This window comes from Arthrobacter sp. H5, from assembly GCF_000520595.1.
In the GTDB taxonomy this organism is placed as follows: Bacteria; Actinomycetota; Actinomycetes; order Actinomycetales; family Micrococcaceae; genus Arthrobacter_D.
In genome coordinates this window covers 38,125-56,356 of record NZ_KI915039.1, presented here as the reverse complement: position 1 = coordinate 56,356, position 18,232 = coordinate 38,125, and the positions used below count along the sequence as shown (strand labels likewise).

16 protein-coding genes are annotated in these 18,232 nt (G+C 62.5%); 7 read left to right on the top strand and 9 right to left on the bottom strand.

Annotation, left to right across the window (positions count from 1 at the left end; translation table 11 throughout):
* Nucleotides 1-6 precede the first annotated feature (6 nt).
* From Y708_RS0121490 to Y708_RS0121475, 4 genes are read right to left on the bottom strand one after another with little or no spacing between them, the layout of a single operon-like run.
* Nucleotides 7-570: a PH domain-containing protein gene (locus Y708_RS0121490; protein ID WP_028281500.1), complete on the bottom strand. Its 564-nt coding sequence runs from the start codon at nt 568-570 to the stop codon at nt 7-9.
* A gap of 49 nt (nt 571-619) precedes the next feature.
* Nucleotides 620-1,501: a biotin--[acetyl-CoA-carboxylase] ligase gene (locus tag Y708_RS0121485; RefSeq protein ID WP_028281499.1), complete on the bottom strand. Its 882-nt coding sequence runs from the start codon at nt 1,499-1,501 to the stop codon at nt 620-622.
* Nucleotides 1,498-1,692 (bottom strand): hypothetical protein, encoded by a 195-nt coding sequence (locus Y708_RS0121480; protein ID WP_028281498.1) that lies wholly within the window; start codon nt 1,690-1,692, stop codon nt 1,498-1,500. The genes Y708_RS0121485 and Y708_RS0121480 overlap by 4 nt, the downstream gene beginning before the upstream one ends.
* 12 nt (nt 1,693-1,704) lie before the next feature.
* Nucleotides 1,705-2,568 carry an SDR family oxidoreductase gene (locus Y708_RS0121475; RefSeq protein ID WP_028281497.1) on the bottom strand — a complete coding sequence of 288 codons (864 nt, stop codon included), beginning with the start codon at nt 2,566-2,568 and terminating at the stop codon, nt 1,705-1,707.
* A gap of 197 nt (nt 2,569-2,765) precedes the next feature.
* Between Y708_RS0121475 and Y708_RS0121470 the strand changes: the two genes are divergently transcribed.
* The 3 genes from Y708_RS0121470 to Y708_RS27110 all read left to right on the top strand — a co-directional run bounded on the left by Y708_RS0121470 (nt 2,766) and on the right by Y708_RS27110 (nt 5,430).
* Nucleotides 2,766-4,388 carry an acyl-CoA carboxylase subunit beta gene (locus tag Y708_RS0121470; protein ID WP_051479271.1) on the top strand — a complete coding sequence of 541 codons (1,623 nt, stop codon included), beginning with the start codon at nt 2,766-2,768 and terminating at the stop codon, nt 4,386-4,388.
* On the top strand, nt 4,385-4,675 hold the full coding sequence (locus tag Y708_RS28830) for an acyl-CoA carboxylase subunit epsilon (RefSeq protein WP_343213007.1): 291 nt from the start codon (nt 4,385-4,387) through the stop codon (nt 4,673-4,675). Before Y708_RS0121470 ends, Y708_RS28830 begins: the two co-directional genes overlap by 4 nt.
* A 62-nt stretch (nt 4,676-4,737) precedes the next feature.
* Nucleotides 4,738-5,430, top strand: a complete 693-nt coding sequence (locus tag Y708_RS27110; RefSeq protein WP_051479270.1) for a Pr6Pr family membrane protein — start codon at nt 4,738-4,740, stop codon at nt 5,428-5,430.
* Between the two features lie 15 nt (nt 5,431-5,445).
* Here Y708_RS27110 and Y708_RS27105 read toward each other — a convergent pair whose 3' ends face one another.
* Together Y708_RS27105 and Y708_RS0121450 are read right to left on the bottom strand one after the other, a co-directional pair.
* Nucleotides 5,446-6,621: a serpin family protein gene (locus Y708_RS27105; protein ID WP_051479269.1), complete on the bottom strand. Its 1,176-nt coding sequence runs from the start codon at nt 6,619-6,621 to the stop codon at nt 5,446-5,448.
* An 82-nt stretch (nt 6,622-6,703) separates the two neighbouring features.
* Nucleotides 6,704-7,963, bottom strand: coding sequence for a serpin family protein (locus tag Y708_RS0121450; protein ID WP_028281495.1), 1,260 nt, complete (start codon nt 7,961-7,963; stop codon nt 6,704-6,706).
* A 155-nt stretch (nt 7,964-8,118) separates the two neighbouring features.
* On the opposite strand from Y708_RS0121450, the gene Y708_RS0121445 reads away from it, so the two are divergent.
* From Y708_RS0121445 to Y708_RS0121435, 3 genes are all read left to right on the top strand, one after another.
* Nucleotides 8,119-9,837 carry a DUF885 domain-containing protein gene (locus tag Y708_RS0121445; RefSeq protein ID WP_155853989.1) on the top strand — a complete coding sequence of 573 codons (1,719 nt, stop codon included), beginning with the start codon at nt 8,119-8,121 and terminating at the stop codon, nt 9,835-9,837.
* 209 nt (nt 9,838-10,046) lie between these two features.
* The gene (locus Y708_RS0121440) at nt 10,047-11,435 is read left to right on the top strand and encodes a dicarboxylate/amino acid:cation symporter (protein WP_028281493.1); all 1,389 of its coding nucleotides are present in this window, start codon (nt 10,047-10,049) and stop codon (nt 11,433-11,435) included.
* Nucleotides 11,436-11,506: 71 nt separating this feature from the next.
* Nucleotides 11,507-12,202: a Maf family protein gene (locus tag Y708_RS0121435; RefSeq protein WP_028281492.1), complete on the top strand. Its 696-nt coding sequence runs from the start codon at nt 11,507-11,509 to the stop codon at nt 12,200-12,202.
* A 108-nt stretch (nt 12,203-12,310) separates the two neighbouring features.
* On the opposite strand, the gene Y708_RS0121430 is transcribed toward Y708_RS0121435, so the two are convergent.
* Nucleotides 12,311-13,891 carry an HNH endonuclease signature motif containing protein gene (locus tag Y708_RS0121430; RefSeq protein ID WP_028281491.1) on the bottom strand — a complete coding sequence of 527 codons (1,581 nt, stop codon included), beginning with the start codon at nt 13,889-13,891 and terminating at the stop codon, nt 12,311-12,313.
* Nucleotides 13,892-14,295: 404 nt separating this feature from the next.
* Here Y708_RS0121430 and Y708_RS0121425 point away from each other — a divergent pair, with 404 nt between their 5' ends.
* Nucleotides 14,296-16,086, top strand: coding sequence for an acetyl/propionyl/methylcrotonyl-CoA carboxylase subunit alpha (locus Y708_RS0121425; RefSeq protein ID WP_028281490.1), 1,791 nt, complete (start codon nt 14,296-14,298; stop codon nt 16,084-16,086).
* 91 nt (nt 16,087-16,177) lie between these two features.
* On the opposite strand, the gene Y708_RS30140 is transcribed toward Y708_RS0121425, so the two are convergent.
* Nucleotides 16,178-16,822 (bottom strand): hypothetical protein, encoded by a 645-nt coding sequence (locus tag Y708_RS30140; protein ID WP_162150513.1) that lies wholly within the window; start codon nt 16,820-16,822, stop codon nt 16,178-16,180.
* Nucleotides 16,819-18,108 carry a serine/threonine-protein kinase gene (locus tag Y708_RS27095; protein WP_035777211.1) on the bottom strand — a complete coding sequence of 430 codons (1,290 nt, stop codon included), beginning with the start codon at nt 18,106-18,108 and terminating at the stop codon, nt 16,819-16,821. The genes Y708_RS30140 and Y708_RS27095 overlap by 4 nt, the downstream gene beginning before the upstream one ends.
* Nucleotides 18,109-18,232 lie beyond the last annotated feature (124 nt).

Genomic DNA, 18,232 nt, shown 5'->3' with positions numbered 1-18,232 from the left:
CGCTCATCACCACTCCCCTTCATACTCGTTGGCCACGTCAGCTTCCATGTCTACACCATCAAACATGACGGTCAATGGTAGGTCGCTGATCGCAGCGACAATGAATTCCTTGAATGTGTGAATGCGCGGCACATCCGGGTAGGAAACCGTCCTGTCACGGCCCAGATCGATCACCAGAGTGCCGCTGCCGGTTGCACGCTGAATCAGGCTCTGGTCTGTTCCGAGTTGGTAGATCACCGCGAGCGTCACATCCTGTTCGCTCCGCCGGGCGAGCCCGCGCCTGCGAATCAGCCGCCTGCTCGTCAGGATGTAGCGCGACCCCATCCAGCGCAGCAGCGGGTTGAAAAACATCCGCAGCAACAACAGTCCGGCCACCACCAGCACGGCCGAAACAATCCATGGTTCCCAGGTCAGCAGCTCGATCGGAAGGTTGGCCCTGCTGAGCCATCCGAGGCCGTATCCCGTGGCCGCGAGCACCGCCAGGGCACCCAGGAACGGCCAGAGCAGTGGGCGGGGATTGGGGCGTGTCCGCACGATCACGTGTTCGCCCGCGGCAAGCCTCATGGCCATGGCCGGCTACCGGTCATCGACGGCAAAAGCGTCCCTGCGTGGTTCATCTTCAGTGGAGCGGTCTCACATGCACGACGTCGCCTGCCGTCACAGTGTGCCGCTCGCCGTCGTCGTCCCGCACCAGGAGCCCGCCACGCTCATCGAGTCCCATCGCGCGCCCGGTGAGGAACTGTCCTCCCGGCAGTTCAGCGCGGATGTCCTGGCCGAGCGTGGCCATCCGCTTACCAACCCGGGCCGAGAGTGACTCACCGTCGGACCAGGGACGTGCCGCATCGCCGTCGACCGCTGTGAACTCTGCATAGTGCCGTGCAAGGGTGCGCAGAAATGCCTTGAGCAGGACGTTCCGGTCAGTGGTTTTTGCATATTCGAGGAGGAGGCTGGTAGCGGTTGGCACCGGGAGTTCCTGGTCGGTCAGGCTGACGTTCAAACCCACACCAACGACGACGGCGGGCGGCGCGCCGTTTGCGCCGGGCACCAGCTGAGCCAGGACTCCGGCGAGTTTTCGGCCGTCCACCTGCACATCATTGGGCCATTTGATGCGGGGACTGACCTCGGTGCGGTCGTCGATGCCTTCGGCGAGCGCCAGTGCGGTCAGCAGCGACAACCAGGAATAGCTGTGGGTGGGAAGCGGTCGTCCGTCGGAGTTGGTGGGCCTCAGGAGGATGCTGACAATGAGCGAGGACCGCTCCGGTGCTATCCACGTCCGGTCAAGGCGCCCCCGTCCGGCGCTCTGTTGTTCGGCGGTGAGCACACTCAGATCCGGCCATAAGCGTGCCTGCTGCTCGGCATCCCGGGCAAGATCGGTGTTGGTTGAGCCGGTTTCGGTGACGAGGTCCAGCCGCCCGTAGGGACCCTTGGGTTCGCAGAGGGCTTCGCGCAGGCCAGCCTCATCCAATCCGGGGCGTTCGAGGCTGGAATAGCGGGAAGTCATGGGTTCGATCTTACCCAGCCCTGCGCCGGCAGGATCTCCACGCGCGCCGCCCAGCGGAGCAGGATCTCCACGCGCGCCGCCCAGCGGAGCAGGATCTCCACGCGCGCCCTGGCGGGCACCTGGTCGATCACCGGTGACTTCGCGGGCACCTGGTCGATCACCGGTGACTTCGCGGGCACCTGGTCGATCACTGGAGTGTCCTGTTACAGGAAGATGTCCGGTACCAGCCCGTTCTCCGGGGCGCCCATGCTGTAGCCGGAAAAATCAGTAACGCCTTCCTGGTCCAGAACCTCTTCATCGGTGAAGAAGTTCCCGGTGCAGCTGCGCGAGTCCCGGGTCAGGATGGCATGGGCAGCGTCGGCCACGATCCGGGGCGAGCGGGCGGCCTTGACCAGGTCTTCGCCGCCAGGCATGTTCCGGATGGCCGCAGTGTCGATCAGCGTCCGTGGCCAGAGGGAGTTGACCGCCACGCCATCGCCGCGGAGTTCTTCGGCGAGGCCAAGGGTGGTGAGGCTCATGCCGTATTTGGCCATGGTGTAGGCGAGATGCATTCCGGCCCACTTCGGGTCAAGGTTCAGCGGCGGCGAAAGCGTCAGGATGTGCGGGTTACCGGAGCGCTTCAGTGCCGCCAGGGAAAACTTGCTCAGCATGAAGGTGCCGCGTACGTTGATGTCCGCCATCAGGTCGTACCGTTTCATGGAGATGTCGGGCGTTGTGGACAGATCAATAGCGGAAGCATTGTTGACCACGACGTCGATGCCTCCGAACTCGGCGATGGTCGCTTCGACAGCCGCGGCGACGTCGTCGTCGTTCCTTACATCCCCCACAATGGCCAGGGCTCCGCCGCCCGCGTCGCTGATCTCCCGGGCGGCGGTGTGAACCGTACCCGCCAATGATGGATGCGGTTGACCGGTTTTGGCCATGATGGCCACGTTTGCGCCGTCCCGGGCTGCGCGGAGAGCGATCGCCAAACCGATCCCGCGGCTTCCACCGGACATCAGTACGGTTCGGCCCTTCAGGGAGCCGGAAGAGTGGACATGAGTGTTCGCCGCGTCGTTGCTTGCCATGAGGAAAGAATAAAGGTGACCCCCTGGTGAAAACCTAATTGTTACCCGTCAGTAACATTTGGCTGGAAGCTAAGTCTTACGCGGAGAAGTTGTAGGTCTTCTACAGCCATGACCCGCCAATCACTCACTAGACTGAAAAATGATCGTCGCTTTTTGTGGAATACCTACTTAACCAGCCCGGCTACCGAAGAGACTCGATGCGCATCGAAACACTGCCAACCGAACCGCACACCGGTGAGGTCCCTGATCAACAGACCACCGCCGGCAAGCTCGCCGACTTCCGGCAGCGGCAGGAACGTGCTGCGCAGCCGTCGGGGCCGGAAGCGGTGGCAAAGCAGCATGCGCGCGGCAAGAACACTGCCCGCGAGCGTATTGACCTGTTGGTTGATCCCGGGTCCTTTGTGGAGTTCGATGCCCTGGCCGTGCACCGCTCCACCGCGTTTGGCATGGAGAAGAAAAAGCCGCTGGGTGACGGTGTGGTCTCCGGCTACGCAACGGTGGACGGACGCCAGATCGCCGTCTACAGCCAGGACTTCACCGTCTACGGCGGGTCGCTCAGCCAGGTCAACGGCGAGAAAATTGTCAAGGTGCAGGAGTTCGCGCTGCGCAACGGCTGCCCGCTGGTGGGCATCAACGACGGCGGCGGCGCGCGCATCCAGGAGGGTGTCGCGTCGCTGGCCATGTTCGCCGACATTTTCCGCAACAACGTGCACGCCTCCGGGGTGGTGCCGCAGATTTCACTGATCATGGGTCCCTGTGCCGGCGGTGCCGCGTACTCCCCCGCACTGACCGACTATGTGGTGATGGTGGACAAGACCTCGCACATGTTCATCACCGGCCCTGACGTCATTAAGACGGTCACGGGTGAGGACGTCGACATGGAAACGCTGGGCGGCGCACGCCAGCACAACTCCACCACGGGTACGTCCACTTATCTTGCGTCGGATGAACAGGACGCCATTGACTTTGTCAGAGAGTTGCTCGATTTTCTGCCGTCCAACAACCTGGCCGAGGCGCCCCTGACGGAGTTCACCGAAGAGCTGGAACCCACGGTGGAGGATGAGGGCCTGGACACCCTCATCCCGGACTCCGCAAATCAGCCGTACGACATGCATACGGTCATTCAGGCCATCGTGGACGACGGTCACTTCCTGGAAATGCAGTCCCTTTACGCGCCGAATGTGCTGATCGGCTACGCACGGGTGGAGGGCCACACCATCGGGATTGTGGCCAACCAGCCCATGCAGTTTGCCGGCACGCTGGACATTGCCGCGTCGGAGAAGGCAGCACGTTTTGTGCGCAACTGTGACGCCTTCAACGTCCCCCTTCTTACGCTGGTGGACGTGCCGGGCTTTCTGCCAGGCAAGGACCAGGAGTTCAACGGCATCATCCGCCGAGGTGCCAAGCTGCTCTACGCCTACGCCGAAGCCACGGTTCCCAAGATCACCGTCATCACCCGTAAGGCCTATGGCGGTGCCTACATCGTGATGGGTTCGAAGAAGCTGGGAGCCGATGTGAACCTTGCCTGGCCCACAGCGCAGATCGGCGTAATGGGCGCCCAGGGTGCGGTGAACATCCTGTACCGCTCTCATTTGAAATCAGTGGCCGACGACGGCGGAGACGTCGAGGCGGCGCGCGCCAATGTGATCAGCCAATACGAGGACGAGCTTCTCAATCCGTATCAGGCGGCCCAGTTGGGTTATGTGGATGCGGTCATCGCGCCGTCGGACACGCGGGTTCAGGTGGTGCGTGGACTTCGTGCGTTGCGTGACAAGCGCGCTTCACTGCCGAGCAAGAAGCACGGAAACATTCCGCTGTGAGTGCTGCTGAGCCCCCGGCCGGATCTCCACGCGCTTCGCTTGGGCGATCACCGGTGGTCGACCAAGAGAGCGCCAGCGAACGCGTGGAGCCCCCCCTCTTCCGAGTGCTGGGTGGCAATCCCACGCCGGAGGAACTGGCGGCGCTTGCCGTCGTCGTGCTGGGACTCCATGCGGCCGAACCGGAAGAAATGGCATTGCCCACCCATCGCACGTGGGTGCGCCGGGACCAGTTGAGGCTGGCGCCGGCACCGGGTCCGGGGTCGTGGCGGCGGAGTGCCCTTAGGTGAGCGCTGCGACCGGGCAGATAAATCTCCCCAAGTTGGCAGGCAGCGGCGGGTAAACTCAGCGCATGTCCAAGCGTCATTTCGTCATCGCTTTCCGGTTGGTCCTGGGACTGTTAGCCCTTGCGGGCGTGGTCATCCAGCTGTACATCTCAATCACACGGGGTCTCGGTGTGGTTAATTTCTTCAGTTATTTCACTATCCTGTCCAACATTTTTGCAGCCACGGTCTTTATCATTGCGGCGGTTCGGCTGGCCCGGGGCTACGTTCCCAATGACTTCGATCTGGCAATCCGCGGCGCGTCAGTGGTCTATATGGTTTTTGTGGGAATCGTATTCAGCCTCCTTTTACGGGATGTGCCGCTCGGTGAGCTTCTGCCGTGGATCAACACCGTGCATCATTACGTGATGCCGGTGGCAGTGATCATCGATTGGATTCTCCAGCCGCCAAGAATCAAGATTCTGTTGAAAACCGCGCTGCTCTGGCTGGTTTTTCCGGCAGTTTACGTGACCTATTCATTGATTCGCGGACCCGTTAGCGGCTTCTATGCCTACCCGTTCTTCGATCCCGATGTTCAGGGCGGCTATGGCGGCGTCGCGGCTTACTGCGCGGCGATGCTCATCGGCTTCCTCGCAGTTGCCCTGCTCATCCGGTGGGCCGGAAACCGCAGGGTCCAGTCGGCAGAGACCACGGGCGCGGCGCGGGCCACCGGCGCGGGACGGCGGGCCACCGGCGCAGGACAGCGGGCCGAGGGCCCCTGAGGATCGATCCATAGATCAAGGTTGCGGATCCATCACCGTTCCCAGAAAGATCGGCATCCCGGTATCCATATGGAGGATCTGGTATAGGAACGGACGGTCAAAGACCAGTTCCACATCGGCGGGCGGCGGGCCTGACCCGGCGAGGTTGATTTGTGTCACGGCTGCCGCGATGGTGCCTTTCTCGGCGACGGTGATGTTGGCGGTCTGTGCCGCTCCCTCCACAAAAACGTCTTCCTGGATGGCCCTGAAATCCGGTGCGGGACCCATGGTTTCGGTCAGTCCCATCTCCGTCAAGAGCTTTTTGAGGTCCTGCGTGTACTCGTGCTCCCACTTCGGCAGGGTCACTGCCGCTTCCAACTCGCTGCCCGCACCCATCGTTTCGTGTACTGCGCCCAGCTGAGCTTCGTCAATGATCGGCGACTGACCTTCATCCGGCAGCACCAGCCGCATAACAAAGCCGTTGTTGTAGGGCAGATCCACAGCTTGCCAACCGTCATCCTCTGCGTAATTGGCAGTCAGCTGGTTGCGCATCATGTCGGCTTGAACCGATGAGCCGTCGCCTGTAGCGAAGGGCCCGGGCCGGGTGTTTGCCGGCTCAAACCCGGTCTGCCACGCCGCAGCGAAGTACACCGTGTTGAGAAGACTGAGGGTTGTGTTGGCAGTCGGTTTGAGCGGCGCCTCCTCGATCCTGCCGCCGGTATGTTCGCTGACCCAGGAGTCGATGATGGCCCCGGTTGCCTCGTCCCCGAAGTCCACCAGATAGGCCCCCGTTCCGTACTGGCTCGCGAGAGTTTCCAGGTACTCCTTCCCCGTGGGCTTTGCCTCGTCCACAAAGACGCCGTTGGCGATGTGCAGAAGTGGCTGTTCTGGAGGTTCCTCCTCGTCGACCGAGGCGGGATCGCCGTCGTGCAGCTGCCACTGGGCGAGCAGCGCATTCATCGCTTCGTCGCGGTTCTCGGCCGGAAAGCCGAGCACCTCATCCATCTCGACCGCCGTCGTCGTTCCGGTTCCCGTGCGCAGCATCGCCAGCGCGTAGAGTGCGCTGACCGGGCTGGTCACCTGATTCTCAGCCGGCGATCCTGCCAACATCTCCGCGCCCAGCCGGAATGCCGAGCCTCGCAAGGTGTCAACGGCGTCCGGATAATCGTCGATTGCAATGCTTACCCGCTCCACGTTCGGCGCGGTGGTCAACGGTGGCCCATCGGCGCTCCGCAGCTGCCGATCAACAGGGCGGAAGCCGCGAGGATGGCGAGTCGTTGAGTGGTCCGGCGGTTCATGGTGCGGGGTCCATGACGGTGCCGAGGAAGATTGGCATACCGGTTTCGACGTGGATGATCTGGTACTGAAAGGGTCGGTCGAAGGTCAGAGTGAGCTCCGGCGGAGGAGGAGCGGAGGACTCCATTCCTATCTGTGTGACGGCTGCAGCCACTGTGCCGGCCTCCGCCACCGTGATGTTTGCGTCCTGGGCGGCACCGGAGACGAATAGATCCTGCGCAATTCCGGAGTAGTCCGGTGCCTCGCCCATGGCCTCGGTCAACCCCATGTCTTTGAGCACCGTCTTGAGGTCCTCCTGCTTGTAGTGGTGGTCCCATTTCGGCAGGGTCAAGTCCACCAGTTCAGCGGTCCCACCGGCCATCGCGTCGGCTACCGCGGCCAGAGCCGCCTCGTCCATCACCGGAGACTCTCCTTCGTCAGGCAACACCAACCGCATGGCGAAACCGTTGTTGTAGGGCAGGTCCATGGCCTGCCACCCGTCCCCGGAAGCGTAGTTTCCTGTGACTGCATGATGCATCATGTCCACGCGCCGTGGACCGGTTGCGGTGTTGAAGTCCCCGTCCCCGGTCAGCTCCGGTTCGAACGGTGCCTGCCACGCCGCTGCGAAATAGACCGTGTTGATGATGCTCAGCACCGTGTCGGGATCATACTCAACCGGAGCTTCTTCGATCCGGCCACCGGTGTTCTCACTGATCCAGGCGCCGAGTTTGTCCTGTGTTGCCGGATCGCCGTAGTCCACCGGATAGATGCCCGAGCCGTAGTGTCCGGCCAGCGTGTTCAGAAACTCTTCCCTCACCGAAAGGTCGTTGTCGACAAACAATCCGTTCGCCAGATGAAGCAGGGGCTGTTCGGGCGGTTCTTCCTCATCCACAGAGCCGGGATCGCCGTCGTGCTCCTGCCACTGCGCCAGGAGGGCGTTCATCGCCTCATCCCGGTTCGCGGCAGGAAAGCCGAGCACCTCATCCAGCTCAGCCGCCGTCGTCGTCCGCGCACCGGCCCGAAGCATCGACAGCGCGTACAGTGCGCTGACCGGGCTGGTCACCTGATTTTCGGCCTGGGATCCTGCCAGCATCGCTGCACCAAGCCGGAAAGCCGAGCTGCGTAATGCTTCCACTTCGTCCGGATAGTCGGCGACGCTGACGACGACGCGTTCCACATCGGGCGAGGCCAACAGTTCCGGTGACGCCGCCGATCCGCAGCCTGTAAGAGCCACAACCGCTGTCACAGCCAGCGCCGGGTACCTGAGCCACGCACGCATAACTTCTCCCTCAGATAAGCAATCCTGTCCTCCACTCAAGACGGAAGCGTCCAGGATATCCAGCTCAAAGCAGCCACAATACGGTTACGAATGGTGCCCGCAGGGTCTCCGACCGTGGCCTGGGGCAACAGGGAGAGGTTAGGCTCGGTGCTGTGATCAATCAGACTTCCGCCTCAGACAACCCGACCGCACAGGGCGATGCTCCGGCCCGCCCGCAGACCGCCATCGATGCCGTTGCCGATGCATATACGGATACCCTGCTGGAGCTTGATCCCAGCTTTGCCACCCAATTGGGCCTGCCTGGCCACGAAACCGAGTACCGCGACTACTCCCCGGCTGGGTTGGAGGCCTTTGCCGAAGCGACCCGCGAAACCCTTGATCGCATGGCGGATCTGGAACCGACCGACGACGTTGACGCCGTCACCCTCGATGCCATGCGTGAGCGGCTGGGCCTGGAACTCGAGATACACCACACCGGTTTGAACCTTGCGGATTTGAACAACCTGGCCTGCCCTGCACAGGAAATCCGGATGATTTTCGACCTGATGCCCACGGACACAGCAGAGCAGTGGACCCACATCGCCGGCAGGCTGCACAATGTCGCCGATGCCCTTTCCGGCTACATCACCTCGCTGCGCGCGGGTAAGGACCGCGGTCTGGTGGCGGCTGTCCGCCAGGTTCGCATTGTCATTGAGCAAACCGGCAAGTATGCGGAAGACGGCGGCTACTTTGACGAGTACGTCAAGAATGCGTCAATGAACGACGGCGAACTGCCCGAGACCGTGCGCGCCCAGTTGGTTGCGGGATCGGCCGCCGCACGGCACGCCTACCGCCAGCTGTCCGCATTCCTGGAGAACGAGTTGCTCCCTGCCGCTCCGGACAAGGATGCAGTTGGCCGCGAGCACTACGCTCTGATGTCACGGCGGTTCCTGGGCTCCGCCGTGGACCTTGAGGAAACGTATCAGTGGGGTGTGGAGGAACTGGACCGTGTTATCGCCGAGCAGGTTGCGGTCGCGAACGAAATCAAGGAAGGCGCCTCCATTGAGGAAGCCATCAAGATCCTGGACGACTCGCCCGAACGGCAACTGCAGGGAACGGACAATCTTCAGGCCTGGATGCAGGGCCTGTCTGACAAGGCCGTCTCTGAATTGGCCGGCGTCCACTTCGACATTCCCGACATCATGCGCAAGCTTGAGTGCATGATCGCACCCACTAAAGAGGGCGGGATCTACTACACCGGGCCCAGCGATGATTTCTCCAGGCCAGGCCGTATGTGGTGGTCCGTGCCGGAGGGTGAGGACTCCTTTACCACCTGGAAGGAAACCACCACTGTCTATCATGAGGGTGTTCCGGGCCACCACCTGCAGGTTGCCACCGCCACCTACCAGCGTGCGCTCCTGAACTCGTGGCGGCGGAATGCAGTCTGGGTTTCTGGGCATGGCGAAGGCTGGGCACTGTATGCCGAACGTTTGATGCAGGAGCTTGGGTACCTCAACGATCCGGGTGACCGCCTTGGGATGCTCGATGCTCAGCGCATGCGCGCTGCACGTGTGGTCTTTGACATCGGCGTGCATCTTGAACTGGAGATTCCTTCACAGTGGGGCTCCGGGACCTGGACACCGAATAAGGGGTACGAGTTCCTTCGGAAGAACATCTCCATCAGCGAGGGCCAGTTGAACTTTGAGTTCAACCGCTACCTGGGCTGGCCAGGTCAGGCGCCGTCGTACAAGATCGGTCAACGCCTGTGGGAGCAGATCCGCGACGAGGTGAAATTGACCGCGGGAGACAGTTTCGACCTGCGCGAATTCCACACACGGTCTCTGAACCTGGGCTCGGTGGGTCTGGACACTCTTCGCCGGGCACTTCTGGCTTGAGATTGGTCGGCTTGAGGTTGGTCGGCTTGAGGTTGGTCGGCTTGAGGTTGGTCGGCTTGAGGTTGCTCACAGGCTAAGCGGGAATAACTTCACACAACGATGCTGTGGCGCGGAATTTCAGGGGAAAAGAATACCGCGCCACAGGGTTGGGTTGTAACATTTCGCAACTTGCCCGCCTCTTGCTATAAGCATCGACCTAAGGTTTTCTAGTGACTTCAGAAACCAGCACCCGCACCCGTCTGCCCACATGGGTAACATCCTTTGGGCCGCAGATCATTGCCGCACTCATCGTTGGCCTTGGCCTTGGCCTCATTGCCAAGTACACGGGCCATACGGAGGAAACCCCTACAGCTCTTGGCGCAACACTCGCCACCATCGGTTCCAGCTATGTCGACCTTCTCCGTGCTGCAGTTGTTCCGCTGATTTTCACGGCGGTTGTCAGCTCCATCACCAACCTCCGTGCCGTCAACAATGCCGCACGACTTGCCGGGCAGACGTTGCTCTGGTTTGGCATCACGGCGCTCATTGCCGTGTCGATCGGTATGGGCCTCGGAGCAATCTTCCAGCCCGGCGCCAACAGCAACGCCACCGGCGACGATTACACCGGCGGCACGGGCGACTGGTGGGCGTTCCTGGGCGGCCTGATTCCTGCCAACTTCCTTGGACTTGAGGCTTCCTCCAGTCTTGACGACGCCGGAGACATCTCAACCGGGCTGAGCTTCAACGTGCTGCAGGTTCTTGTTGTCGCCGTCGCCGTCGGTATCGCCGCGCTGAAGGTGGGCAAGCCGGCTGAACCGTTCCTGAACTTCAACGCGTCCGCACTTGCTGTCATCCAGAAGGTGCTGTGGTGGATCATCCGCATTGCGCCGCTCGGCACGGTGGGCCTGATCGGCAACGCTGTGGCGGTCTATGGTTGGGACACCATCGGTGCGTTGGGCAAGTTCACGGTGGCTATCTACGTTGGCTTGGCGCTGGTGTTGTTTGCCGTGTATCCGATCCTGATCAGGGCTCATGGCCTGTCGGTGAAGCAGTATTTCTCCGGTGCCTGGCCTGCTATCCAGCTGGCTTTCGTGTCGCGCTCATCTGTCGGCACACTGCCCCTGACCCAGCGGGTGACCGAGCGTAATCTCGGCGTTCCCCGCGGTTATGCATCGTTTGCGGTGCCGCTGGGCGCGACCACTAAGATGGACGGCTGCGCGGCGATCTACCCGGCCATTGCTGCCATCTTTGTGGCTCAGTTCTTTGGAATCCAGTTGGACTTTGGGCAGTACCTGCTCATTGCAATGGTTTCAGTCCTTGGCTCCGCGGCAACTGCCGGTACCACCGGCGCCGTCGTCATGCTGACGCTCACGCTCTCCACCTTGGGACTGCCGCTTGCCGGCGTGGGTCTGCTGCTTGCTGTTGATCCGATTCTCGATATGGGCCGCACTGCCGTGAATGTGGCTGGTCAGGCGCTCATTCCAACCATTGTGGCCAAGAGGGAAGGCATTCTCGACCATGATCTGTACAACGCCAAGCGCACGGGCGATCCGTTCGTGGACGACACCCCGTCAACGGAGCCGGTTGTTGATGCTGAGTTGACCGGCGCGAGGGCTTAGGTTCCAGCGCTTTTACGTGACGGGACGTGGCAAGTAGTTTGCCACGTCCCGTTGCCGTTTAAACTGAGTGGATGACTCTGCGCCTTATCCTTGCGTCCGCTTCGCCCGCTCGAACCAAGCTCCTTGCCGAGGCCGGGATCCAACACACTGTGATCGTTTCGGATGTGGATGAGGACGAAGTCACGGTGCGGAGCGGCACGCCTGGTCCAGGTGATACAGCGTTGCTTCTTGCGCGGGCCAAGGCGGAGTCGGTGGCTGCTCTGCCTGACGCGCAGGGAGCGTTGGTGATCGGTTGTGATTCGATCTTCGAGTTCGACAGCGAGGCACATGGCAAGCCGTATGAGCCATCGGTAGCGCGGGAGCGGATTGGGCGGATGTCCGGTTCGTCGGGGGTTTTGCATACCGGTCATTGGTTGATTGACGCGCGTGACGGGCACGACGGCGGCACTGGTGTTGGTGCGGGTGGTGGCACTGGGGCGGGCTGGGATCCAAGCCAGGACGTGGCCTGTGGTGCGGGCGCTGTTGCGTCCGCTACAGTGCATTTTGCGGAGATGACGGAGGCGGAGATTGCCGCGTATGTTGCGACGGGTGAGCCTCTGAACTGTGCTGGATCCTTTACGATCGACGGCTTGGGCGGCGCCTTCATCACGCGGGTGGATGGTGATCCGCATGCCGTGGTGGGGCTGAGTGTTTCGACGTTGCGGGAGCTCTTACAAAAGGCCGGTTTGAGTGTGACCGATTTTTGGAACCAGCCCTCGACGGCGTGACAGGGAACTCACGGTGAATCCACCAGCGCACCACTGCACAACAGCACAACTGCACAACTGTGTCCATGAAGTCACCTCACGGCGAGGGTTTCGCCGACCCGTCTCGCTTTAGAAGGGTGGGGGTGGTTCGGGGAGGGTGGTGTAGGTTTTTCCGGCGAGTGATGTGGATTGAATCAGGCCCGGTTCAATTTGTTGGTCTTTCCAGAAGTTCTCGGTTTTGAGCATGTGGTGGAATTTGCATCTGGGCTTGAGGTTGCAGAGCGCGGTGTGTCCGCCGTTGGCCCAGGGGGTGGTGTGGTCGAGGTCGCAGCACCAGGATGATCTGTTGCAGCCGGGGTGGATGCAGGTGGGGTTGTTGAGTCTGGCCCAATTTTGCAGGTGTTTCGGCGGGCGGTAGGAATCGCGTCCGACGCTGAGCACTGCCCCGGTTTCGGGGTGGGTGAGGATTCGGGTGAACGACGCGGCGTGGCCGGCGAGCATGCGGGCTGTTTCCGGATCGATCGGAATGTAACCGTCCAGCAAACCGGGTGCGCAGGCCTCCAGATCGGAGACGCCGTCGATCCCGCCGCATTCACATATCGCGCCAGCTGGGGAATCTGCACTGCCGCTGTTGCCGGCTGCGCTGTTGCTGTTGCTGTTGCTGGTTCTGGGTTTCTTGGTGCAGCCGGCTTTGTGTCTGCCAAGGAGTGTGAGTGCAGGGACTGTGACGAAGACTGTGGCTGCGATGCCGCGGTGGCCGGTGCCCTGTGTCGGGTCTCCGGTACAGGTATGGGTGAGAACATCAGTGAAGACGTCGGCACGGAGCTGGGACAGTGTCCGGGGCTCGTCGGGACACTGGAGTTTCCTGGCGGCGGCATCGACCCGGTTGTAGATTCCGAGGGCCTGTTCCGCGGGTAGATACGCATTCAGCCATGCCATCCCGTCCTGGTCGGAGTCCACGGTGACGCCGCGGTCTTTGACGGCTTTGGCTTTGCGTGCGGTAATCGATTCCGGATGGGCCCGTTCGCGGAGTCTGCGTGCCCGCCGGTTCAGCTGCGCGACGGTGGTGTGTTCGGCTACGGCTAGCAGCTTTTCTTCGAATTCCTGCTGCGCCTCCCTTGGTACGCCGAGGGATTCCTCCAGCACTGTCACCGTATGCCGCCATGAGAGTTTCCCTGCCTCCAACGAGCCCAGGGTGCGGGCGAAGGGGCCCAGCAGCAGTCTGCTGCGTTCCACCAGGGTCCGGGCAGTGCCGTGCGGCAACCGCAGCGCCGCACCGATTTCCGCTGCCGTCACGGAGACCGCCAACTCATCCCGCTCAGCCGCCCGCTGCCGCACACCCGCACCACCACCAACACCTGCAGCGGCGCTAGCGCTGGCACCTGCAGCTGTGCTAGCGCTCACACCCGCACCGACACCGGCAGCGGCGCTGACGGCCGCACCGTGGGAGCGAGGGGCGTCGGCGTGTTCCTCGATTTCGTGGGCGATGAGTTCGCGGATACGGTCGGTGAGTTTCACGGTCTGCGCCTCGGCCCAGGATTTCAGCTCCTCCACCAGCACCAGTGCGTCCACCGCTCCGGAGAGCTCCATCCGGTGCACCGGCAGCAAATGGACCGAACCACGCGGACCCGCCGGGGCGGGCGCAGCCGACCCCTCCCACACCGACGTCAACCCTTGGTGGGGTGCGTCGAAGCCCTGTGCTGATTCCATGACTACAGTCCATCACCCTGCTCTGACATTATTACCCGAACACGTATTCGAATCTATTGTGCCTCACAGCAACCGCCGCGACAGGTGGACGCGGGCAGGTGGACGCTGGCAGGTGGATGCGGGCAGGTGGACGCGGACAGGTGGACGCGGACAGGTGGACGCGGACAGGTGGACGCGGGCAGGTGGACGCTGGCAGGTGGATGCGGGCAGCCGCGAACGGCTTTGGTCGACCAGCGGAGTGGCACATTCGGTCGACCCCCGGGACCCGCCACCCGGGATCAGAGTCTTTTGTAGCTTCCCTACAAAAAGAAGCCCTTCGACACGACCTATCCGCATGGTTTATGGGCAGTAACAACAAAAGCGCGCTAGGCTCCCAAACAGACCAAAAGGAGCCAAACCACACTATGAGCGAGCCGATTCCCGCTGCTGTACCTTCGTCAGTCACCAAGGTACTTGTCGCCAACCGCGGCGAAATCGCCGTCCGGATCATCAGGGCTGCACGGGACGAAGGCATCGTCTCCGTTGCCGTCTACGCCGAACCCGACCGCGATGCCCTGCATGTCCGGCTCGCCGACGAGGCCTTCGCCCTGGGCGGCAACACCGCAGCCGAGTCCTACCTGATGATGGACCGCATCATCGAGGCCGCACAGCGAAGCGGAGCCGATGCAATCCACCCGGGCTACGGTTTCCTCTCTGAGAACGCCGAATTTGCACAGCTGGTCATCGACGCCGGCATCACCTGGATTGGCCCACCACCGGCCGCGATCGCCAAACTAGGCGACAAAGTACAGGCCCGCCACATCGCGGAACAGGTTGGCGCCCCGCTGGTCCCCGGAACCAAAGACCCGGTCTCCTCCGTCCAGGAAGTCGTCGATTTCGCCGACAGCCACGGACTGCCCCTCGCCATCAAAGCTGCCTACGGCGGTGGTGGCCGCGGCATCAAGGTTGTCCGCAACCAAGATGAAATTCCGGAATCCTACGAATCCGCAGTCCGGGAAGCCGTAGCCGCCTTCGGCCGCGGCGAATGCTTTGTAGAACGATTCCTCGACGCCCCCCGTCACGTGGAGACGCAGTGTCTGGCGGATGCACACGGCAACGTGGTGGTGGTGTCCACCCGCGACTGCTCCCTCCAGCGGCGCAACCAGAAACTGGTCGAAGAGGCACCCGCCCCGTTCCTCACTGACGAACAGAACACCAAACTTTATGAAGCTTCCAAAGCCATCCTCAAGGCAGCCCACTACCAAGGCGCCGGAACCTGCGAATTCCTCGTTGGACAGGATGGCACCATCTCCTTCCTTGAGGTCAACACCCGCCTCCAGGTTGAGCATCCTGTCTCCGAGGAGGTCACCGGAATCGACCTGGTCCGCGAACAGTTCCGGCTCGCCCGCGGTGAGGAGCTTGGCTACGGGGACCCTGAAGTCCGCGGACATTCCTTCGAATTCCGCATCAACGGCGAAGATGCCGGCCGCAATTTCATGCCCGCCCCAGGCACAGTCCAGACATTAAAGCTTCCCACCGGTCCCGGCGTCCGCGTTGACTCCGGCATCGAGGCCGGCGAGGTGATCGGCGGCAATTTCGATTCCATGCTGGCCAAACTCATCGTCACCGGCGCCACCCGCCAACAAGCCCTCGAACGCTCGCGCCGGGCATTGGATGAAATGGAAATCGATGGAATGCCGACGGTGCTGCCCTTCCACGCCGCCGTCGTCGTCGATCCCGCCTTCGCCCCTGCAGAGGGCGCCTTCCGCGTACACACACGCTGGATTGAGACAGAGTTTGAAAACACCATCGCTCCCTGGGAGCCACAGGCCGCGATGGAGAACGACGACGACGGCGAGCGGCAGCGAGTCACAGTGGAGGTGGGCGGCAAACGGCTGGAAGTAGTTCTGCCCGCGGGACTCGGAGCGGGCAGGAGCAAAAACTCAGCCGGCACAAAGCCCAAGAAGTCACGCGTCCGCGGGGGCCCCGCAACGGCAGCGGGCGGAGATGAGCTCACGTCCCCCATGCAGGGAACAATCGTCAAGGTGGCGGTCAAGGACGGGGACACCGTCTCCGAAGGTGACCTGATTGTGGTCCTCGAAGCCATGAAGATGGAGCAGCCGCTCACCGCACACAAATCCGGAACACTTTCCCGTCTGACTGCAGAACCCGGCGACACCGTGTCCGCGGGCGCAGTCATCGCTGCGATCGGTTAGCAAACACAGAGGTACCGAACACAGAGGTACCGAACACAGAGGTAGCTAACACCGAGGTACCGAACATCAAGGCACCCAGCCGCCGGCCGGCTCAGCCGTCGTCGTTGTCGCCTCCGCGGCCGCGGCCGCGTCCGTTGCCGCTGCTGTCGTCGGCGTCGGAATCGTCGTCGTCCGAATCGTCGTCCTTGTCATCGCTGTTACCCGGGCCGCTGTCGCTGTTGTCCTGATCGGTCCCGCCGTCGCCGCCGTTGTCATCCGGTGTGGCCGGAATCGGCAACGGCGCAGGAGGCTGGGGCGGCGCAGGAGACTCTGACAGCGAAGGAGACTGGGTCGGCACCGGAGACTCGGGCGGAGTAGACGGTTCCGGCGACGGCAACGGCGACGGCGACGGCGACGGCGACGGCAACGGCGACGGCAACGGCAACGGCGACGGCAACGGGGCAGGCACCGGCTCCGGCTCAAGGGCCGACAGCACCGAATCGATATTCTCCTGAATCAGAGATGCCCGTCCGGAGGTCACCTCGCCCTGATCCGCTGCAACCCTGACCTCTTCTTTCAGACGATTGGCCAGAACGGCAGCGCCCAGGCTGTCCCCCGCAGAGGTACGTTGCGCGATTTCCCTGACCGTGTCCTGAAAGCGATCCGATGCGCCGTCCTGGATCGCAGGCGCCGAACAACCGGTCAGCACAGCGGTCAACGCTGCGGCCGCCAACCATTGTGGGACGGAAGTTTTCATGGCCGCACGCTTTCGTAGAGCCGATCCAGCAGCTCGCCCGTGGTACCGGGAACTGCGGGCAGAGGCTCGGGTTCCGACCAGGCCCCGCTGATCAGTCCAACAATGACCACCGCCGCAACCGCTAGGAGAAGCAACGCCAAGGCAGCAAAGATCAGTGTGCGGTACCTTCTCTTTCCCGCACGAGCCCCGTCATTCGGGATGTCATCCGGAAACAGACGCGGCCTTGGGGTGGCAACGGGCTTGAGGTCCCAGGACCTTCCGGAATCCGACCACGCCGAGGACGTGGCCTGTTCGACGGACGGTGACGGCTGAGTAGGGGAAAAACCTGGCTCCGTAAACGGTGCCGAGGGGACTGCGATGCGCGGCCGGTCTGCGAGTTGCGTGGACTGCTCCTGATTGCTTGCACCGCCCGAGACGATGACCGTAGTCAGGGCCGCCTGCTGCTGCAGGACCTGGGTCTGGCCTGCCGGCTCCCGATCCATCGCGGAAAGCGCCCTGTCAACCTCGCCTGCTGTGGGCCTGTCCTGCGGCCTTTCGTTGGTCATCGCGGTAATCAGAGCCTGCCAGGCCGGCCCGGCCGTCTCAGGAACCGAGGGCTGCCTGCTCAACCGCGCCAGTGCGCTCTCAAGGCCTGACCCTGGGTATGCCGGCTTGCCGGACAGACATTCGATCAGCACCAGTCCCAGGGCGTAGATATCTGTGGGCGCACCCACGGTCTCGCCGCGCGCCTGCTCCGGACTGAAGTAGGTGGCGGTACCGATCAGGCTTCCGGTGGCTGTCAGCCGGCTGCTTTCAAAAAACCGGGCAATACCAAAGTCGGTGAGCAGATAGCTGAACATTCCATCAGTTGCCTCACCGCAGCGGGTGAGCATATTGGACGGCTTAATGTCCCGGTGCACAATCCCTCGTCCGTGAATGTAATCAAGCGTTCTCGCCAAATCCCAGCCGATCGTGTGCACTTCGCCGGGGGACAACGGCCCCTCCCGCAACAGGGCGCCCAGGTCTGGTCCCTTCACGTACTCCATCACCAGGTAGGTGGGTCCCACAATCGCTGCTTCGGTGTCCATATCAAGAACCCGCACCAGACCAGGATGGTGCAGCCCCGCAAGCATCCGGGCCTCCCCCGATCCCCGCTCCACCCCTTCCGCGGATCCCGGCCGAAAAAGCTTCACTGCCACGTCGCGGCCAAGACGGGTATCCCGCGCCCGGTAGACGTCAGCCATCCCGCCCGCGCCCACTATCCTGTCGAGGACGTAGCGCCCGCCTGCAAGTGTTTCCTGGCTCATGCCACTGCTTCCGCTGAAGTTGAATCTGGCTAATTCTACGCTGGACCGCCGTGCCAAAGCTTGTGAAAATCATGATGTCTGCGGGTACGACGACGGCGCGGCCCCCGCAGGTGCCACGCCGCCC